16 protein-coding genes are annotated in these 16,922 nt (G+C 69.7%); 7 read left to right on the plus strand and 9 right to left on the minus strand.

Annotated features, from left to right (window positions below; genetic code table 11):
* Positions 1-19 precede the first annotated feature (19 nt).
* Complete coding sequence (locus AB7I40_RS18870; RefSeq protein ID WP_428346798.1) at positions 20-1,015, minus strand: DUF4192 domain-containing protein; 996 nt, start codon at positions 1,013-1,015, stop codon at positions 20-22.
* A gap of 133 nt (positions 1,016-1,148) precedes the next feature.
* Here AB7I40_RS18870 and AB7I40_RS18875 point away from each other — a divergent pair, with 133 nt between their 5' ends.
* Complete coding sequence (locus tag AB7I40_RS18875; RefSeq protein ID WP_428346799.1) at positions 1,149-2,450, plus strand: DNA polymerase IV; 1,302 nt, start codon at positions 1,149-1,151, stop codon at positions 2,448-2,450.
* Here AB7I40_RS18875 and AB7I40_RS18880 read toward each other — a convergent pair.
* Genes AB7I40_RS18880 through AB7I40_RS18890 form a run of 3 tightly spaced genes read right to left on the minus strand, consistent with a single transcriptional unit; the run spans position 2,434 to position 4,567 of the window.
* On the minus strand, positions 2,434-3,291 hold the full coding sequence (locus tag AB7I40_RS18880; protein ID WP_428346800.1) for a biotin-dependent carboxyltransferase family protein: 858 nt from the start codon (positions 3,289-3,291) through the stop codon (positions 2,434-2,436). The genes AB7I40_RS18875 and AB7I40_RS18880 overlap by 17 nt on opposite strands.
* Positions 3,288-3,854 carry a 5-oxoprolinase subunit B family protein gene (locus AB7I40_RS18885; RefSeq protein ID WP_428346801.1) on the minus strand — a complete coding sequence of 189 codons (567 nt, stop codon included), beginning with the start codon at positions 3,852-3,854 and terminating at the stop codon, positions 3,288-3,290. The genes AB7I40_RS18880 and AB7I40_RS18885 overlap by 4 nt, the downstream gene beginning before the upstream one ends.
* A gap of 23 nt (positions 3,855-3,877) precedes the next feature.
* Complete coding sequence (locus tag AB7I40_RS18890) at positions 3,878-4,567, minus strand: 5-oxoprolinase subunit PxpA (protein WP_428346895.1); 690 nt, start codon at positions 4,565-4,567, stop codon at positions 3,878-3,880.
* A gap of 389 nt (positions 4,568-4,956) precedes the next feature.
* Between AB7I40_RS18890 and AB7I40_RS18895 the strand changes: the two genes are divergently transcribed.
* Positions 4,957-7,107 carry a S9 family peptidase gene (locus AB7I40_RS18895; RefSeq protein ID WP_428346802.1) on the plus strand — a complete coding sequence of 717 codons (2,151 nt, stop codon included), beginning with the start codon at positions 4,957-4,959 and terminating at the stop codon, positions 7,105-7,107.
* Positions 7,108-7,119: 12 nt separating this feature from the next.
* Here the strand turns inward: AB7I40_RS18895 and AB7I40_RS18900 are convergent, their stop codons facing one another.
* Positions 7,120-8,577, minus strand: a complete 1,458-nt coding sequence (locus AB7I40_RS18900; RefSeq protein ID WP_428346803.1) for a sulfatase family protein — start codon at positions 8,575-8,577, stop codon at positions 7,120-7,122.
* A gap of 91 nt (positions 8,578-8,668) precedes the next feature.
* Here AB7I40_RS18900 and AB7I40_RS18905 point away from each other — a divergent pair, with 91 nt between their 5' ends.
* Entirely contained in the window at positions 8,669-9,604 is a 936-nt protein-coding gene (locus tag AB7I40_RS18905) for an acyl-ACP desaturase (RefSeq protein WP_428346804.1), read from the plus strand.
* 217 nt (positions 9,605-9,821) lie between these two features.
* The gene (locus tag AB7I40_RS18910) at positions 9,822-10,781 is read left to right on the plus strand and encodes a sigma-70 family RNA polymerase sigma factor (protein ID WP_428346805.1); all 960 of its coding nucleotides are present in this window, start codon (positions 9,822-9,824) and stop codon (positions 10,779-10,781) included.
* A 217-nt stretch (positions 10,782-10,998) separates the two neighbouring features.
* Here the strand turns inward: AB7I40_RS18910 and coaE are convergent, their stop codons facing one another.
* Both coaE and AB7I40_RS18920 read right to left on the minus strand, forming a co-directional pair.
* The gene (coaE, locus tag AB7I40_RS18915) at positions 10,999-11,598 is read right to left on the minus strand and encodes a dephospho-CoA kinase (RefSeq protein ID WP_428346806.1); all 600 of its coding nucleotides are present in this window, start codon (positions 11,596-11,598) and stop codon (positions 10,999-11,001) included.
* A complete protein-coding gene (locus tag AB7I40_RS18920) occupies positions 11,598-12,005 on the minus strand; it encodes a MarR family winged helix-turn-helix transcriptional regulator (protein ID WP_428346807.1) in 408 nt (135 codons plus the stop codon). Before AB7I40_RS18920 ends, coaE begins: the two co-directional genes overlap by 1 nt.
* A gap of 85 nt (positions 12,006-12,090) precedes the next feature.
* Between AB7I40_RS18920 and AB7I40_RS18925 the strand changes: the two genes are divergently transcribed.
* Positions 12,091-13,932, plus strand: coding sequence for an ABC transporter ATP-binding protein (locus AB7I40_RS18925; protein WP_428346808.1), 1,842 nt, complete (start codon positions 12,091-12,093; stop codon positions 13,930-13,932).
* Between the two features lie 106 nt (positions 13,933-14,038).
* Positions 14,039-14,380, plus strand: a complete 342-nt coding sequence (locus AB7I40_RS18930; protein WP_428346809.1) for a hypothetical protein — start codon at positions 14,039-14,041, stop codon at positions 14,378-14,380.
* A 7-nt stretch (positions 14,381-14,387) separates the two neighbouring features.
* Here AB7I40_RS18930 and AB7I40_RS18935 read toward each other — a convergent pair whose 3' ends face one another.
* Positions 14,388-15,332 (minus strand): helix-turn-helix domain-containing protein, encoded by a 945-nt coding sequence (locus tag AB7I40_RS18935; protein WP_428346810.1) that lies wholly within the window; start codon positions 15,330-15,332, stop codon positions 14,388-14,390.
* Positions 15,333-15,425: 93 nt separating this feature from the next.
* On the opposite strand from AB7I40_RS18935, the gene AB7I40_RS18940 reads away from it, so the two are divergent.
* Positions 15,426-15,575, plus strand: a complete 150-nt coding sequence (locus AB7I40_RS18940) for a hypothetical protein (RefSeq protein WP_428346811.1) — start codon at positions 15,426-15,428, stop codon at positions 15,573-15,575.
* Here AB7I40_RS18940 and AB7I40_RS18945 read toward each other — a convergent pair.
* Positions 15,572-16,909, minus strand: coding sequence for a GDSL-type esterase/lipase family protein (locus AB7I40_RS18945; protein ID WP_428346812.1), 1,338 nt, complete (start codon positions 16,907-16,909; stop codon positions 15,572-15,574). The genes AB7I40_RS18940 and AB7I40_RS18945 overlap by 4 nt on opposite strands.
* Between the last annotated feature and the right edge of the window lie 13 nt (positions 16,910-16,922).

Here is a 16,922-nt window from a genome sequence, read left to right on the forward strand (position 1 = left end):
AGGCTCCTCTCCCGGCACCTCATCCAGCATCTGGGCCAGGAGTCGAGCTCGACGGGCCGGTGAGCCACGCCTCCCAGGCGTTCGGTGGCACCGCGTGTTCGAGCAGCCCCGCGACGCAGGCTGCGACGCCGTCCTCGGGCTCGATCTCGAGGCACCGGTCCACCGCGCACCACGCCAGGGCGCCCTGCCCGGACTGCCAGGCCGCCACCGCGAGCAGACCGGCGGGCGCGACCACGAACTCCTCCGGCACTCGGCGCAGGACCTCCGACCAGAGCCGAGCATGTCCAGACGCGTTGCTGCGACGCAGCGTGAGCAACACCCGGTCCCGCGCATGGTCGTCGACCAGGGCCACCGCCAGGCGGGCGACGACATCAGCGCGCACCGCCGGTCCCGCTGTGCGGCGAACCGCGGCCGCCACGGTCTCAGCGGCCCACGCGGCCTCGGCCGAGACCTGCACGGACCCGAGCTGCGACAGGATCGCCGGGAGGTGGCTCGCCACCTCGGCGACCTGGTCGGGAACCGGCACCAAGGAGGCCGCCAGGTCCGCACGACTGCGGTGGGTCACAGTCCCGTCGAACACCGCCTGGGCGGCGAACCGATGCGCCGAGACGTCATAGGAGCGCCCTTTGCCGGGATTGATCCGGGGGTCGATCTCGAACCAGCGCGCCCCATCCGCGCGCAGCACGGTGATGACGTCGATGCCGGCGCCGCGGAAGGCCCGGCGGATCTGCGCAGCCGTGAACACGCCCAGTGGCTCGTCGCAGGAGTAGATCACGAAGGCTGCTCTGTCGACCCGGTTGCGCTGGGAGGCGGCGAGCAGCGGCGCGACCGCCGCGCCGACGCTGAACCGCGGGGGTAGGTCGACGCGGGCGTGGAAGCTCCCGCTCGGTGAGCCGAAGGTGAGCATCACGATGGAGTCCTCGGGGTGGAACCCCAGCACCACGGGCACGACGGCCAGCAGGTCCTCCGGGGTGCGAGCGGTCATCGTCGGGGGCTGGTGGTCGCGCGTGGTCATGGCGGGGTCCTCCCCGCTGGACGCCCGGTTCACACCTGGCTTCGCGGGCCTGTGGACAACCGGAGGCGTGGTCGGTCCTCGAAGTGTCGGCGGCCTCGGGTACGTTGCCCGACATGGGCTGGACCGTGCTGCCGTGAGACCCGACGCCTCGATCCTGCACATCGACCTCGATGCCTTCTTCGCAGCGGTCGAGCAGCGCGACAAGCCGTCCCTGCGCGGCAAACCGGTCATCGTCGGCGGTGTCGGCATGCGCGGTGTGGTCTCCACCGCGTCCTACGAGGCTCGCGTCTTCGGCGTGCGCTCGGCGATGTCCACGCGCGAGGCCAGGTCCCGCTGCCCCAACGCGGCGTTCCTCTCGGGACGCTTCCACGCCTACCACGCTGCCAGCTCGGCGGTGATGACCCTGTTGCGCAGTCACTCTCCACTCGTGGAGCCACTCTCCCTGGACGAGGCCTTCGTCGACCTCGCCCAGGCCGACCTCCCCGACCTCGGGGTCGACAGTGTCACCGAGTTCGGGGCCACGTTGAGACGTGAGGTCTACGACGTGACCGGCGGACTCACCGCGAGTGTCGGGATCGGCACCTCCAAGTTCATCGCCAAGGTGGCCAGTGAGCTGGACAAGCCGGATGGGCTCACCGTGGTGGCACCGGGGACCGAGCAGGAGCTGCTGCGCCCGATGAAGGTGACCGTCATCCCCGGAGTCGGGCCGGCCACCGCCGAAAGGCTGCGAAGAGCCGGCGTCCACACCGTTGCCGACCTCGAGGCGCTCAGCCTCGAGGAGCTCGTCCGACAGGTCGGCAAGTCTCACGGCCAGTCCCTGCACCACCTGGCTCGTGCGCAGGACGACCGTGCCGTGGTCGCAGAGCGCGAGACCAAGTCAGTCAGTGTCGAGGGCACCTACGAGACCGACCTGACCGACCGCAGCCTGATGACCGGGTTGCTGACTCGTCAGGCCGGCCAGGTCGCGGAACGGCTGCGCAAGCACGGACTGTCGGGGCGCACGGTGACCATCAAGGTGCGCCTCCACGACTTCACCACCCTCAACCGGTCCTCGACCCTGCCGGCACCGACCGACCAGGCGAGCACGATCGCCCGCCTCGCGCGTGCGCTGCTCGAGGATCTCGACACCTCCGGTGGGGTCCGACTGCTGGGGGTGGGTGTCTCGGGCCTGGCCGACTGGATCCAGGAGGATCTCTTCGGTGAGACCGAGGCGGAGGGCGAGCTGGTCGAGGAGGTCGAGCTGCCCGCTGTAGACCCGCGACACTGGCGCCCCGGCATGGACGTGGTGCATGACGAACTGGGTCAGGGCTGGGTCTGGGGGGCCGGCAAGGGCGTGGTGACCGTGCGCTTCGAGACCGCTGAGACCCCACCCGGCCCGGTGCGCAGCTACTCCGCCGACGATCCAGCCCTGCAACCGCTCATCGACGGTGCGTGAAGCGGACCGCTTCACCGGGCCGCAGCTGGGCGCACTGCCACAGGTCCCCCGGCTCCACCACCGCGATGACGGGATAGCCCCCGGTCACCGGGTGGTCGTTGAGCAGGACGACCGGCATCCCGTCGGGCGGCACCTGGATCGCGCCGAAGACCATGCCCTCGCTGGCCAGCTCGCCGTCCCTGACGCGGGGCAGCCGTTCGCCGGTCAGTCGCAGGCCCACCCGGTTGGACTCCGCCAGGACCGAGTAGGGACCCGCGCAGAGGACATCGAGCGCACTGTCTGCGAACCAGTCCCGACGCGGGCCGGGCAGCAGCCGCAGCGGGCCGACCGCGGGACCACGAGGGGTGTCGTGTGCACGGATCTCGCCGACGGAGGCACCAACGGGCAGCTCCTGCCCGGTGACCAGGGGCGGCGGGCCCACCCCGGACAGGGTGTCGGTGCTGCGTGAGCCCAACACCTCAGGCACTGCGAACCCACCGGCCACGGCGACGTAGCTGCGCACCCCCCGGTCGGGCGTTCCCAGCGAGACCTCGGCTCCCGCGGGCACCCATTCGGGGACCTGCACACCCCGCGGACGCCCGTCGATGCTCAGTGGCACCGGCGCTCCCGTCACCGCGATCCAGACACCGGTGTCGGAGCGCAGGCGCAGCCCGCCCAGCACCGTCTCCAGCACCGCGGCCGAGGGGCCGTTGCCCACGATCCGGTTGGCGAGGGCGGCAGCCGGGACATCGAGAGCACCTGCCCGGGGTACGCCGAGATGTGCGAACCCGGGGCGGCCCTCGTCCTGGACCGTGGTGAGCACCCCCGGATCGAGCACCGTGATGATCGAGGTGCTGCTCATCGCAACCGCACCCGCGTGCCGGGCGGCAGCAGGGCCGGGGAGGTCCGGGCGGGGTCCCACAACGGCGCGTCGACGGTGCCGACGAGCCGCCAGCCCCCGGGCGAGGCGCTCGGGTAGATGCCCGCAAAGTCGCCGGCCAGGGCCAGCGAGCCTGCCGGGACTCGGCTGCGGGGGCTGTCCAGCCTCGGCACGGCCAGCGTCTCCGGCAGCCCGGTCAGGTAGGAGAAGCCCGGCGCGAAGCCACAGAAGGCGACGGTGAACTCGGTGGCCAGGAGCACCTCAGGTGCGGGGCGACCCCAGAGCTCGGAGACGAAGTCGAGGTCGGCACCGTCCCACTCGACCTCCAGCGAGACGTTCGCGCCGATGACCGCCAGGCCGGGATGCCAACCCTTCAGGGCCACTTCCAGGTCATCCTCGACCCCGTCGAACAGCACCGTGCGGGCAGCCGGCACGATCTCGATCGCGGTGACCCGATCCCGCGCCCAGGTCGCCAGGGACACCGCCTGGGCAGCGTCAGCAACCTCGACGAGGACGGCGTCACGGCCGACCGGGATCAGGTGCACGAGACCAGCGTGTCAGACGCCGCTCAGGCGAACGGCCGCAACACGTAGTCGGCCGCAAGCAGCGCACGGCGTACCGCCCGGGCGTGGGCGACGGCATCGGGGCTGTCACCGTGCACGCACACCGAGTCCACGCGGGCTGCGAGCCGCACCGCGTTGGCGGCGATCGCCGAGCTGTCCTCGACGAGCGCATGCGGCTCACCACGAGGTACGAGCCGGCCCGCTGAGGTGTAGGCCCGGTCCGGGAAGCCCTCCAGGAACGTACGACGGCCGGCCTGGGCCGCCATCGACAGGATCACCGCGCCGCCCATCCCCAGCAGCGGGAGCGCCGCCGATCCGGAGAGTACGGCGCCGGCCTGCTCGGCGTCGTCGATGACCCGGTGGTAGAGCGCACCGTGCGGTTTGACATAGCCGACCGCACCACCCTCGGAGGCTGCGATCTCACTCAGGACTCCCACCTGATCGGCCACCTGCTCACGCAGCACCGCCAGCGGCACCTCGCGGGGAATGCGCCCGAAGTTCTCCCGGTCCGCGTAGGACACCTGGGCACCGATCGTGACGCCTCGTCGGACCGCCTCGGCGCACACCCGCCGCATGATCTCGGCGTTGCCCGCGTGATAGCCGCAGGCGACGTTGGCGCTGGTCACCAACGCCAACAGACCCTCGTCGTCGGTGACCTCCTCGCCGAGATCGGCGTTGAGGTCGAGTGCGGCCATCACCCTCACAGGGTGCCAGAAATAGGTGAGAGGCCCTGCGAAAGTATGAGTTCCACAGGGCCCCTCGGTTTGACCGTCGTGTGACGCCTCAGGTCGACCAACTGAACTCTCTGGCCCCGCCCGCCTTCGTCACCGGCAAGCGCCGCAGATTGCTCCGCGATCTGGACCTTCTCGTTCTGCTGATCCCGCCTTCCCTTGCGAGAGGGCGTAGGAGAGTTCTATGTGACCGAGGCCACGCTGCGCAAGAGGTCGGGCCGACATTTCGACCCCAGTATTCGAGTCACGGCGTGTCCTCCACAGATGCGACAAGTCTCTCCACAGAAACGGCCTGTCACTGCACAGGTTCAGGGGGTCACCTGTGGATGAGGAGCGCCCGATAGCCTCGCCGCATGGAACCACCCGTTGCGGCACGCCTTCCCGTCGAGACCGTCCACCAGTTCGGCGTCGAGACCCGGACCCGGGTCGACGACTACGACTGGCTGCGCGACAAGGACTCCGCAGAGGTGACGGCCTATCTGGAGGCCGAGAACGCGTTCGCCGAGGAGCAGACCGCGCACCTGGCCGGACTGCGCACCCAGCTCTTCGAGGAGATCAGGTCACGCACCCAGGAGACCGACCTGTCCGTCCCGTCCCGGGTGCGCGGCTACTGGTACTACTCGCGCTCCTTCGAGGGCAAGGAGTACGGCGCGAGCTGCCGCATTCGGGTCAGCGACCCTGACGACTGGACTCCCCCGCAGCCGGCCGAGGACTGCGCGCCGGACCAGCCTGCCCTGCCCGGCGAGGAGCTGCTCGTCGACCTCAACGTGCTGGCCGAGGGCCACGAGTTCTTCTCGATGGGCGGCTCCTCGATCAGTTCCGACGACCGCCTGCTGGCCTACTCCACCGACGTGGTCGGCGACGAGCGCTACACCGTGCGGATCAAGGACCTCGCCACCGGCGAGCTCGAGCCGGACGTCATCACCGGCGTGCTGGGCGGCGTCACCTGGGACCGCGCCGGTGAGCATGTCTACTACACGACCATCGACGAGTCCTGGCGTCCCGACAAGATCTGGCGCCACACCCTGGGCACCGACCAGGCCGAGGACACGCTGGTGTTCCACGAGACCGATGCCCGCTTCGGCGTCGGCGCCGGGCGGATGCGCAGCGACCGTTTCCTGGTCATCGCCAGCGGCTCGAAGACGACCAGCGAATACAGGGTGCTCGACGCGGAGAACCCTGAAGCCGGCTTCGTGCTGTTCCATCCGCGCACCGAGGGCGTCGAGTACTCCCTCGAGCACGCGGTGATCGGTGGCGAGGACCAGTTCCTGGTGCTGCACAACTCCACGGGTGCCGACTTCGAGATCGGACGGGCACCGATCGTCCCGACCGGTCCGGAGGGCTGGACACCCCTCATCGCGCACCGCGCCGGCACCCGACTCGAGGACATCGACGCCTTCGCCGGCCACCTCGTGGTGCACCAGCGCAGCGCCGGGCTGACCCAGCTGCGGATCCTGGAGCTCCGTCACGACGCTGTGGGGCCGGACGATGGGTTGGGCGACGACTACCTCGTCGAGTTCGAGGACGCCGTCTACACCATCGGCTCGGGCGCCAACTCGGCCTTCGAGCAGCCGGTGGTCCGCTTGGGCTACACCACGATGGCCAAGCCGCCGTCGGTGTTCAACTACGACGTCCGCACCCGCGAGCTCACCCTGCTCAAGCAGGCTCCCGTCCTGGGCGGCTACGACCCGGCCGACTACGAGGAACACCGCGTATGGGCCACGGCCGAGGACGGCACCCAGGTGCCGATCTCGTTGGTCCACCGGCGCGGTGCCCGCGACGCCGGCCCGATCCCGTTCCTGCTCTACGGCTACGGCGCCTACGAGGCCTCGATCGACCCGTACTTCTCCGTGGCCCGGCTGTCGATGCTGGACCGTGGCGCGGGTTTCGCCATCGCGCACGTGCGGGGCGGCGGCGAGATGGGGCGGCACTGGTACGACGACGGCAAGCTGGACCACAAGCAGAACACCTTCGGGGATTTCATCGCCTGCGCCCGGCACCTCATCGACACCGGCTGGACCACCAGCGACCGCCTGGTCATCGAGGGCGGCTCAGCCGGCGGTCTGCTGATCGGCGCCGTCCTCACGCAGGCGCCGGAGCTCTTCGCCGGGGCGGTGGCGCAGGTCCCCTTCGTCGACCCCCTCACCTCGATGCTGGACTCGAGCCTGCCGTTGACGGTGGCCGAGTACGACGAGTGGGGCAACCCGGAGGCCGACCTCGCCGCCTACGACACGATCGCCGCCTATGCGCCCTACGACAACGTCGCCGCGCTGGACTATCCGCCGATCCTGGCCGAGACCTCGCTGAACGACACCCGGGTGCTCTACGTCGAGCCCGCCAAGTGGGTGGCACGTCTCAGGGCGACCGCGACGGGTCGCCGCGATTTCCTGCTCAAGACCGAACTGTCCGCCGGCCACGGCGGGGTGTCTGGCCGCTACAAGGCCTGGACGGACCGGGCCTTCTCGTTGGCCTGGATCCTGGACAAGATGGGTCTGGCGGACTGAGCCAAGCCCGGGTCAGCTGTGGCACTGCACCCCGGCGCAGGCGGCCAGCTCTGCGAGCCGCCGGTGCAGGCGTGCCACCTCCTCGCTGCTGAGCGAGGCGTAGGCGTTGACGTTCTGGGCCGGGTCGGTGCGCAGGTCGTAGAACTCCCGCTCGCCGCTCTGGTACTCGACATAGGTGGTCCACGGGCCTCGCAGCGCGGCGTAGGCCGTGAGGGAGCCTGCCAGCTGCGGCTGCGCGTCGGGATCGCCGGGTGCCACCGGCCCGTCGTGCTCGATCAGTGCGTAGTCACGCGTCGCCACGGCGGCGCCCTGCCACAGCCCCAGCAACGACAAACCGTCGACCTCCGAGGCGATGGCGGCACCCGCGATCTCGTCGAAGGTCGGCCTCAGGTCGATGTTCTGGACCACGGCGGACGTGCTGGCGCCGCGCGGAACCCCAGGTCCGGACACGATCAGCGGCACCCGCACGTCGGTGTCGAACGCCGTCATCTTGCCCCCGCGCAGCCGGTGCTGCCCCAGGTGGTAGCCGTTGTCGGAGGTGAAGATCACGTAGGTGTCCCCGGCCACACCCTGCTCACGCAACGTGGTGCGGACCTTCGCCAGCATCTCGTCGATGGCCTGGACCGAGCGGACCCGGTTGCGGAACCGCCGGTCGATCATCTGCTTGTCGCGCCGGGTCAACCTCGGGACGTCGAGCCACGCGGGCGAGCCGGACACCTTGACATCGAAGGCCGGCCCGCGCGGGGCCTTCAGGCGCGGGAACAGCCGGGCGTGACGAGGCGCCGGGACGAAGGGGGTGTGCGGGGCGAAGGTCGAGATCTCGAGGAAGAACGGCTGCCCGGACTTCGCGCTCTCGCTGACGAAGCGGTCGGCGTACCTGCCCAGGACGTCGGTGAGGTAATCCACCGGCCGGTCCCCGCGCCGCCGCAGCTCGCCGTCGACGTTGAGGGTGTAGTTGAAGCCGCGATAGCCGCGATCGGTGCTGACCCAGGTCGACCACCCGGGCGGCACATAGCCGCCGGCGACGGGGTAGCCGTTGAGATACTTGCCCAGGAAGCCCGTCCGGTAGCCCGCCGCCTGCAGGTCCGTGGCCAGCGTCGACTCCTCGCCGCCGTTGTCATGGAAGGTCTCGAACCCACCATCAGGGGGTTCGTTGGTGAAGATCCCGGTGTTGTGGGAGTAGCGACCGGTCAGCAGCGAGGCCCGCGAGGGGCAGCAGAGCGAGTTGCTGATGATGTAGCGCTCCGCGGACAGTCCCGCCTGCTTCAGCCGACGTACGGCGGGCATGTGGACCACCAGGTCCCGTGAGAGGTCGTCGGTGAGGACCAGCACGATGTTGGGCTGCGCACCCGACTGGGTGGCCCTGTCGGCACGAGCGGGTGGGCCCGAGCGCCCCGTGGCCGCGAGCGCGCCTGCGACCAGGGCGAGGACGACGACAGCTGTCGTGGCCCGCCATGGGAACCGTGTCATCGCATCCCCCCGAATCTAGAGTCATCAACTCTACATTGTCTCCTGCGACGTGGTCCGTCGACACGCGTGGTGTCGAGGAGTACAAAGAAGCATGGCCGACCTTGAAAGTTCCCAGCTCCTCGCCGAACTCGAACCTGTCGTCGAGGAGAACCTCAACCGGCATCTGTCCATCGCCAAGGAGTGGATGCCGCACGAGTACGTCCCGTGGAGCCTCGGGCGCGACTTCAAGGACCTCGGTGGCGAACCGTGGGAGGTGGCCCAGTCCCAGCTCTCGCCCATCGCCCGGACAGCTCTCGAGGTGAACCTGCTCACCGAGGACAACCTGCCCAGCTACCACCGCGAGGTCGAGCGAGCCTTCGGCCGTGACAGCGCCTGGGGCACCTGGGTGAACAGATGGACGGCTGAGGAGGGGCGCCACGCGTTCTGCATCCGCGACTACCTGCTGGTGACCCGGGGCGTGGACCCCGACGAGCTCGAGCGGGCCCGGATGGAGACCATGGAGGTCGGCTACGACTCGGCGGACAAGCCCCTGCTCAACGTGTGCGCCTACGTCTCCTTCCAGGAGTTGGCCACCCGGGTCTCGCACCGCAACACCGGCCGCTACACCGCCGAGCCGATCGCGGAGAAGCTGCTGACGCGCGTGGCCATGGATGAGAACCTGCACATGATCTTCTACCGCAACCTGGTCTCGGCGGCGCTCGAGCTCACCCCGAGCCAGACGATGCGCGCGATCACCGACGAGGTCGTCGACTTCCAGATGCCCGGCAGCATCATCCCCGGCTTCTCCCGCAAGGCCGTGCAGATGGCCAAGGCCGGCATCTACGACCTGCGCATCCACCACGACGACATCGTGGCGCCGCTGTTGCGCCAGTGGGGCGTCTGGGAGCTCGAAGGCCTCGACGCCGAGGGTGAGCAGGCGCGCAACGAGCTCGCCGCGGCCGTGGCGGCGCTGGATGCCGAGGCCACCCGCTTCGTGGAGCGCCGCGATGAGGCAGCCGCCAAGAAGGCGGCCCGTCAGGCTCTGTGAGCGGAGCCCGCGGCCCGTGAGGCCGTGTCAGGGACTGCTGTTCTGGGTACCCAACCCTGAGAAGTCCCTGATAACTACAACGACGTGCAACTCTTTGCGGCTCCGACACGTATTTCCCTGTGTAGGCAACAACATCAGGGAATCTTCGGCCTCCCGGATCCGTTGCACCAGAGGTGAGACAGCGACGCTGTCCACGAGGCGAGAGGAGGCTCCTGAGATGGCTACCAGAACAGCTACGAGGGGCGTAAGCCGAGAGATCGAAGGCCGCGACAGTGTGGGCCTCTACCTCGATGAGATTGCCCGCAACCCGCTCCTCGACGCGGTCACCGAAGTCGAACTCTCCAAGACGATCGAAGCCGGTCTGATGGCTGAGCACCTGCTCGCCGAAGGACGCATCGGCCGCCGCAAGGGCGGCGCGCCGAAGAGTGCGACCGAGGCCGAGCTCGAATGGATCGCCGCGGAGGGCCGGGCCGCGGTCCAGACCTTCGTCCAGGCCAACCTGCGGCTCGTCGTGTCGATCGCCCGCAAGTACGGGCGCTCGCAGATGCCCATGCTGGACCTGATCCAGGAGGGCAACACCGGCCTGATCCGCGCGGTCGAGAAGTTCGACTACGCCAAGGGCTACAAGTTCTCCACCTACGCGACCTGGTGGGTGCGCCAGGCCATCACCCGCGGCATCGCCCAGCAGGCCCGCGTGGTCCGGCTGCCCGTGCACGTGGTCGAAGAGCTCAACCAGGTGGGCAGCGCTCGCCGCACCCTGGAGCGTCAGCTCGGCCGTGACCCCGACCCGACCGAGATCGCCGACGAGCTCGGGATGCCGGTCGAGCGGGTCCTCGACCTGCTGAACTGGGGTCGCGAACACGTCAGCCTCGACACCCCCGTGGACGAGGACGGCGACACCTCGCTCGGTGACCTGATGGCTCAGGAGACCGCTCCGGGCCCTGACCTGACGGTGCTCGACACCGAGTCCCGCGACCGGCTGAACTCGCTGGTCGGTCTGCTGGACGACCGGGCCGCAGACATCATCCGCTCGCGCTACGGGCTGTCCGACGGACGCCAGCACAAGCTGGCCGACATCGGTGCCAAGCACGGCATCTCCGCCGAGCGGGTCCGCCAGCTCGAGCGGGAAGCACTCCAGAAGCTCCGCAAGTTCGCGGACCCCGACCTGGCTGCGTAGGGGCCCCTCCGCCTCGGCAGCCAGCCCACGCGGCGCCTGATCAGCGCCCTTGGATCCACCTGACGGTGGATCACCGAAGACCTCCGTGCCCGCTGCGGAGGTCTTCGGCATTGGTGGGCCAGGACACCCCGATCCCGGCGTGGACACAGGAGCATCGAGGGCGGTTCCCTCCAGGTGTCGCGAACGCCGTGGATGCCGCCCGGTCGGACCCAGGCCGTCAGAGTGTGCTGCGCCCGCCAACCAGGTCGTCGTACACCGTCGAGACCCGCCGGCGGAGGTCCTCGAGGCTGCCGGTGTTGTCGATCACATGGGTGGCGATAGCCAACCGGTCCTCGCGACTGGCCTGCGCGGCCAGCCGCCCGAGCGCCTCCTCGCGCGTCAGCCCGCGCAGCGAGACCATCCGTTGCAGCTGGGTCTCCTCGGGTACGTCGACGACCAGCACCGCATCGAAGCTGCCTGCCTGGCCGGTCTCGGTCAGCAACGGGATGTCGTGCACGACCACTGCGCCGGGAGGCGCTTCGCGCTCGAGCTCCGCGGCCCGGGCCCGGACCCGCGGGTGGATGATGCCCTCGAGGACGCGGCGCTGTTGCTCGTCGCCGAACACGATGGCCCCCATGGCGGGCCGGTCCAGCGCCCCGTCAGCGCTCAGCACCTGGGCACCGAACGCGTCGACGATCGCGCTCAGCCCCTCGGTGCCAGGTGCGACGACCTCGCGGGCGAGAAGATCAGCGTCGATGACCACCGCCCCCAGGTCAGCCAGGATCGCCGACACCGTGCTCTTGCCCGAGGCGACTCCCCCGGTCAGCCCTACCCGCATCACTGCGCCTGCAGTCGGCTGAGGATCCGGTTCAGCTCGGATCGGTCGCTCTGCGGCAATGCGGCCAGGAACTCCTCGGTCTGCTCCTGCCGGGTCCGGTCCATCACGGTGCGCAACCGTCTTCCTTCCTCGGTGGGGACCACGCACACAGCGCGGCGGTCGGAGGCGTCATCGACCCGGGACACCCATCCGCGGGTCTCCAGGGCATCCACGACCTCCGTCGCCGATCGGGGCGCGATGTGCAGTCGCTCGGCCAACACCGAGAGACGTGCGGACTCGAGCTCGCAGACGATGCGCAGCGCGCGGGACTGGGCAGGCGTGATGTCCCAGGCAGCCAGCGCAGCGCCGTACTGGCGGCGCAGCGACCGTGCCGCGCTCATGAGTAGGTCGCCGGTGTTCTCCGCCATGGGAACAAGCCTAGCCGATTCGGCGTTGAACCTCATAGTGAGGTAACCTCCGTATATGTATCGACTGTAGAAACGAGGTGGTCACATGGATGACCCCACCGACTCCCCCCGCCGCGGCGGCCCACGATCCGGCTTCCCCGCCGATCCGGCAGCTCGCCAGGCCGACAGGCACCAGTTGGAGACCTCGCCGGTCTCGCTGGCCCGCATCGGCCGCCTCTTCTCCCCCCACCGCAGCCAACTCGTCATCGTCATGGCCCTCATCGTGGCGAGCTCGGTGATCGGACTGGCCCAGCCGTTCCTGGTGCGCCACATCATCGATGACGCCCTCCCGGCACAGGACGTGCACCTTCTCGTGCTCCTGGTCGGCGGCATGCTCGCGGTCGCTGTGGCCTCGGCCGCCATCGGCGTCGTCCAGACCTGGCTGTCCACCACGGTCGGGCAACAGGTCATGCACAGGCTGCGCACCGACCTGTTCCGTCATCTCCAGCGCCAGTCGGTCGGGTTCTTCACCCGCACCCGCGGTGGCGAGGTCCAGTCCCGGCTGGTCAACGACATCGGCAGCATGCAGACCGTCGTGACCTCCACCGCCACCTCTCTGGCCTCCAACGTGACCGTGGTGATCGGAACGGCACTGGCGATGACGCTGCTCAGCTGGCGCCTGGCGCTGCTGTCCCTCGTCGTACTGCCCCCCGCCGTGCTGCTCACCCGCCAGGTCGCGCGGATGCGACACGCCATCACCGCACAGCGACAGGCCAGGATGGCAGACCTGCACGTCCAGATCGAGGAGGGCCTGTCGATCTCGGGGGTCGTGCTCACCAAGACGCTCGGCGCCGGACCGACCCTGAGCCGCCGTTTCGAGGAGACCTCGACCGACCTGGTCGGACTCGCCATCCGGTCCCAGCTGGCCGGACGCTGGCGGATGGCCACCATGACGGTGGTCTTCGCGGTCATCCCGGCCGCCATCTACCTGGCGGCCGGCCTCCCGGCCACGTCGGGCGGGATGACGATCGGCACCCTGGTCGCCTTCATCGCGCTGCAGGGCACCCTGTTCCGGCCCCTCATGAGCCTGCTCAACGTCGGTGTCGAGGTCACGTCGTCGCTGGCGCTGTTCAGCCGCATCTTCGAGTACCAGGACCTCCCGGTGGAGATCGACGACCCCGCGACACCCCTCACCCTGGGCGCCGTACGCGGTGAGGTCCGCTTCGAGGACGTCCGCTTCGGGTACGACGAGCACGTCGACGTCCTGCACGGGATCGATCTGCAGGTGCCTGCGGGCACCTCCCTGGCGCTGGTCGGGGAGACCGGGAGCGGCAAGAGCACGTTGGCCTCCCTGGTCGCCAGACTGCACGACACCACCGGTGGTGCCGTGCGGATCGACGGCATCGACGTGCGTCAGCTGAGCCTGAGCGAGCTGGCCGACGCCGTGGGCGTGGTCACGCAGGAGACCTATCTGCTGCACACCACGGTGCGCGAGAACCTGCGCCATGCCCGCCCGGGGGCCACTGACGCCCAGCTCGAGGCAGCGTGTCGGGCCGCCCGCATCCACGACCTGATCGTGACGCTGCCGGACGGGTACGAGACGGTCGTGGGCTCGCGTGGTCATCGCTTCTCCGGGGGCGAGAAGCAGCGTCTGGCGATCGCCAGGACGCTGCTGCGCGACCCGCGCATCCTGGTGCTCGACGAGGCCACCAGCGCACTGGACAACGAGACCGAGAGGGCGATCCAGGAAGCGCTGGACGCGTTGGCTGAGGGGCGCACCACCATCACCATCGCGCACCGGCTCTCGACGGTGCGCAACGCAGACCAGATCGCGGTGCTCGATCGTGGCCGCGTCGTCGAGCTGGGCACCCATGAGGAGTTGTTGCTTCGCGGTGGCCGCTATGCCGACCTGGTCCGCGGCGGCCTGCGCGAACCACTCGCCGCCTGACCGCGATAGTCCCGAACGTTTGGCACCGATGTGACGCGTGTCGAGGATCAGAACGTTCGGGACTATCGCGAGGTATCAGGGGGGTTGGCGGGCCCTCCTGTCCGTTATGACCGCAACTGCCCTGATCGCACCGTTCGACTTCGCCCGGGAGCCCCGTGACGTCGGCGTGGTGAGCGCCGCCCACCGCATCGTGCGGATCGCGGTCGCGGCGGAGGTGCGCGGAGCAGATCCGGCGCGCTCCATCGCTCCCCTTGTCCGCGCGTGGTGCCACGGCAGACTGCCCTTGCTGCACCGCACGTCCCACCACGGGCAGCGGCTGCACGACCTTCTCGCCTCGAGCCTGGAGGAGATCGCCGGCCAGGTGCACGGCCCCCGCGCGGCGGCGGCGTTGCGCGATGCCGCAGCCGAGATCGCGAAGGTCGGCCACGGCCTGGCTCAGGCCAGCTGAGCCACTCCTAGGCCGAGAACGCCCGGCGGTACTCCTGCGGGCTGACTCCCCGAGAACGGGCGAAGTGATGCCGCAGCCCGGCTGCGTTGCCGAAGCCGACCTCGGCCGCGATCCAGTCCACGGAGTGCTGAGTGCGCTCCAAGAGCTCCTCGGCCACCAGGACCCGCTGGCTGGTCACCCACGAATGCGGGGTCACGCCGGTCTCAGCACGGAAGCGCCGGGCGAACGTGCGCGCCGACATGTGGGAGCGCTTCGCGAGCGTCTCCACGGACAGGTCCTCGGACAGGTGCTCGGTGATCCACGTCAGCAACGGCCCCAGTGTCTCGGCCGAGCAGTCGGTGACAGGCCGGGCGATGTATTGCGCCTGCCCCCCGGATCGCTGGGGAGGCACCACCATCCGCCGGGCCACCTTGCTGGCGGCGGCAGCGCCGTACTCCAGGCGCCACAGGTGCAGGGCGGCGTCGAGGCCCGCAGCCGACCCCGCGCTCGTGATCACCAGGCCGGTGTCGACGTAGAGCACCTCGGGAACGACCCGGGCCAGGGGGAAACGCCGGGCCAGCTCGTCGGTGTAGCGCCAATGGGTCGTGCACTCGCGCCCGTCCAACAGGCCGGCCTCCCCCAGTGCGAACGCACCCGAGCAGACCGACAACACGCGGGCCCCGCGCTCGACGGCAGCGTTCAAGGCCTCGAGGGCGGCCGGTGGCGCCGGTTCCCCACGCTTCATGGCTGGTACGGCGACCAGGTCGGCCTGCGCCACCCGGTCCAGTCCGTGGTGGACGTCGATCGTGAACCCGACCGAGGTCTCGACCGGACCCGGCGCCACTCCGGCCACGGCGAAGTCCATCACCGGCAGGTCCTCGTCGGAGCGGTCGATCCCGAAGGCCTCGCACACCACGCCGAGCTCGAAGGGTGCCACGCCGTCCCACACGAGAGCGGCGACGTTGGTCAACATGTGCCCAGCCTGCCACAGTCTTGGCAGAAAATCGATGCACCCTGACTTTCCTGCCACTCGTGGCAGGAAAGCAGCGAGCGGAGAATTACTGCCATGACTACTTTCCTCGCCCTCCTCCTACTCGCCGTCGCGTTCGCCGCGCTCGTCTCCTTCGCGCGACACGACCAGTTCACCGCCCGGCGGAACCAGTGCCGTGACGAGCTGGGCGTGCGCCTCCCCTACCGGCTCACCCCCCGCGGCTAACGCCTGCGCGGGGTCGCCACGACCCGACGGACCGGGCCGGGTGTCGTGTCGTTGAGCCCCGCCACGGCAATCACGTATCGACGCCCTTCGATCAACGAACCGATCCTGAGGGCAGGACCCCTGACCAGTCGCCGTCTAGCTTGCGCAGGGTGCCCTCGCGGCCACCACCGCACCTGGTTCCGAGTGGCCAGCCGGGGCGCCCGCCACGTCAGTGTCAGCGAGGTGCGGGCAGGCCGGACCACCAGTCCCCGAACCGGGCCGGGACGCGGCGCCCGTGGCGACGTCCGCACCACGTTCGAGCGAATGTCTGCTGCGGCCGCGTGATAGCCCTTCACCGGCTGAAGTCTGAAGGCATAGTCGTGGCCGTTGCGCAGTGCCGTGACCACCCAGGTGCGACCCGGCACCGGGAAGGGCAGGCGCCGCCACTGGGCTCCAGCGCTCACATCACGCAACCACACGTACTCATGGTCGGAGCCGGGCGACCCGACCCACGACAACTGCACCTGCCCGTCGCCGGGCCTCGCGGTCAACGCGGGGGCCCACCGCGGCCCGCGGGGCACCAGCGGCAGCGGGCGGGGGTACGGCGCTCCGATCCCCAACGACGCCAGCGCATCGGCGACCGAGGCAGCGATCTTGATCTCCCCCGGAGCAGCTGGATGAGCCGCGTCCCACGTGTCGGCACTCTCGGCGAAACCCTCATCCGCATAGGAGACCACCACACGCGACTCGGCCGTGCTGAGCTCTCGGGGCAGATCGGAGAGCCGCTCGTTGGAAGCCGGCACGTCCTTTAGCCAAGTCTGCGGGATCCGGCTGACGACCAGGTCGACCCCCGGGTCCGCTGCCCTGGCCTGGGCGACGAAGGTCTCGACGCGATCGTGCAGACCCTCCGCGCCCACTCCCTGCCAGACCAGGTCATTGAGGCCGAGCAGTTCGACCACGACGTCCGGCTGATAGCGCTGGATGAGCTCGCCGATGGCATCGTCCTGATCCGCGAAGGACATCCCCCACCGAGCGGCGTGGTCGGTGTCGAACTCCGGGTCGAGGTAGTCAATGGAACCCGGCACGTTCCCAAGATTGTCCCAGAGATCCTGGCGCGGCCCCACGAGATCCACCGCCACGCCCTGGCGCCGGAGGTGCTGCCACAGCCGGTAGCGCCAGGTCCAGTCCCCGGCCGATCCCTGGGTAACGGAGTCACCGACGATCAGGATCCTGGCCGGATCCTCCGCTGAGGCATCCGGGCGATCACACGTCACGAGGGCCGTGGTCAGCAACATCAGGGCGAGAGCGCGCCCCAGCAGCGCGACCGAAGGTCGTCGCCTTCCCGAGAAGGACATGCTTCGACTCTAC

The sequence above is a fragment of the Nocardioides sp. genome (assembly GCF_050246775.1).
GTDB lineage: Bacteria > Actinomycetota > Actinomycetes > Propionibacteriales > Nocardioidaceae > Nocardioides.

Bases quoted from the DNA above. Each gene is read 5' to 3' on its own strand.
- AB7I40_RS18945 (WP_428346812.1), bottom strand. From the start codon at position 16,909: ATGTCCTTCTCGGGAAGGCGACGACCTTCGGTCGCGCTGCTGGGGCGC.
- AB7I40_RS18930 (WP_428346809.1), top strand. From the start codon at position 14,039: ATGACCGCAACTGCCCTGATCGCACCGTTCGACTTCGCCCGGGAGCCC.
- AB7I40_RS18935 (WP_428346810.1), bottom strand. From the start codon at position 15,332: ATGTTGACCAACGTCGCCGCTCTCGTGTGGGACGGCGTGGCACCCTTC.
- AB7I40_RS18895 (WP_428346802.1), top strand. From the start codon at position 4,957: ATGGAACCACCCGTTGCGGCACGCCTTCCCGTCGAGACCGTCCACCAG.
- AB7I40_RS18905 (WP_428346804.1), top strand. From the start codon at position 8,669: ATGGCCGACCTTGAAAGTTCCCAGCTCCTCGCCGAACTCGAACCTGTC.
- AB7I40_RS18920 (WP_428346807.1), bottom strand. From the start codon at position 12,005: ATGGCGGAGAACACCGGCGACCTACTCATGAGCGCGGCACGGTCGCTG.
- AB7I40_RS18900 (WP_428346803.1), bottom strand. From the start codon at position 8,577: ATGACACGGTTCCCATGGCGGGCCACGACAGCTGTCGTCGTCCTCGCC.
- AB7I40_RS18880 (WP_428346800.1), bottom strand. From the start codon at position 3,291: ATGAGCAGCACCTCGATCATCACGGTGCTCGATCCGGGGGTGCTCACC.
- AB7I40_RS18925 (WP_428346808.1), top strand. From the start codon at position 12,091: ATGGATGACCCCACCGACTCCCCCCGCCGCGGCGGCCCACGATCCGGC.
- coaE (WP_428346806.1), bottom strand. From the start codon at position 11,598: ATGCGGGTAGGGCTGACCGGGGGAGTCGCCTCGGGCAAGAGCACGGTG.
- AB7I40_RS18890 (WP_428346895.1), bottom strand. From the start codon at position 4,567: ATGGCCGCACTCGACCTCAACGCCGATCTCGGCGAGGAGGTCACCGAC.
- AB7I40_RS18940 (WP_428346811.1), top strand. From the start codon at position 15,426: ATGACTACTTTCCTCGCCCTCCTCCTACTCGCCGTCGCGTTCGCCGCG.
- AB7I40_RS18870 (WP_428346798.1), bottom strand. From the start codon at position 1,015: ATGACCACGCGCGACCACCAGCCCCCGACGATGACCGCTCGCACCCCG.
- AB7I40_RS18910 (WP_428346805.1), top strand. From the start codon at position 9,822: ATGGCTACCAGAACAGCTACGAGGGGCGTAAGCCGAGAGATCGAAGGC.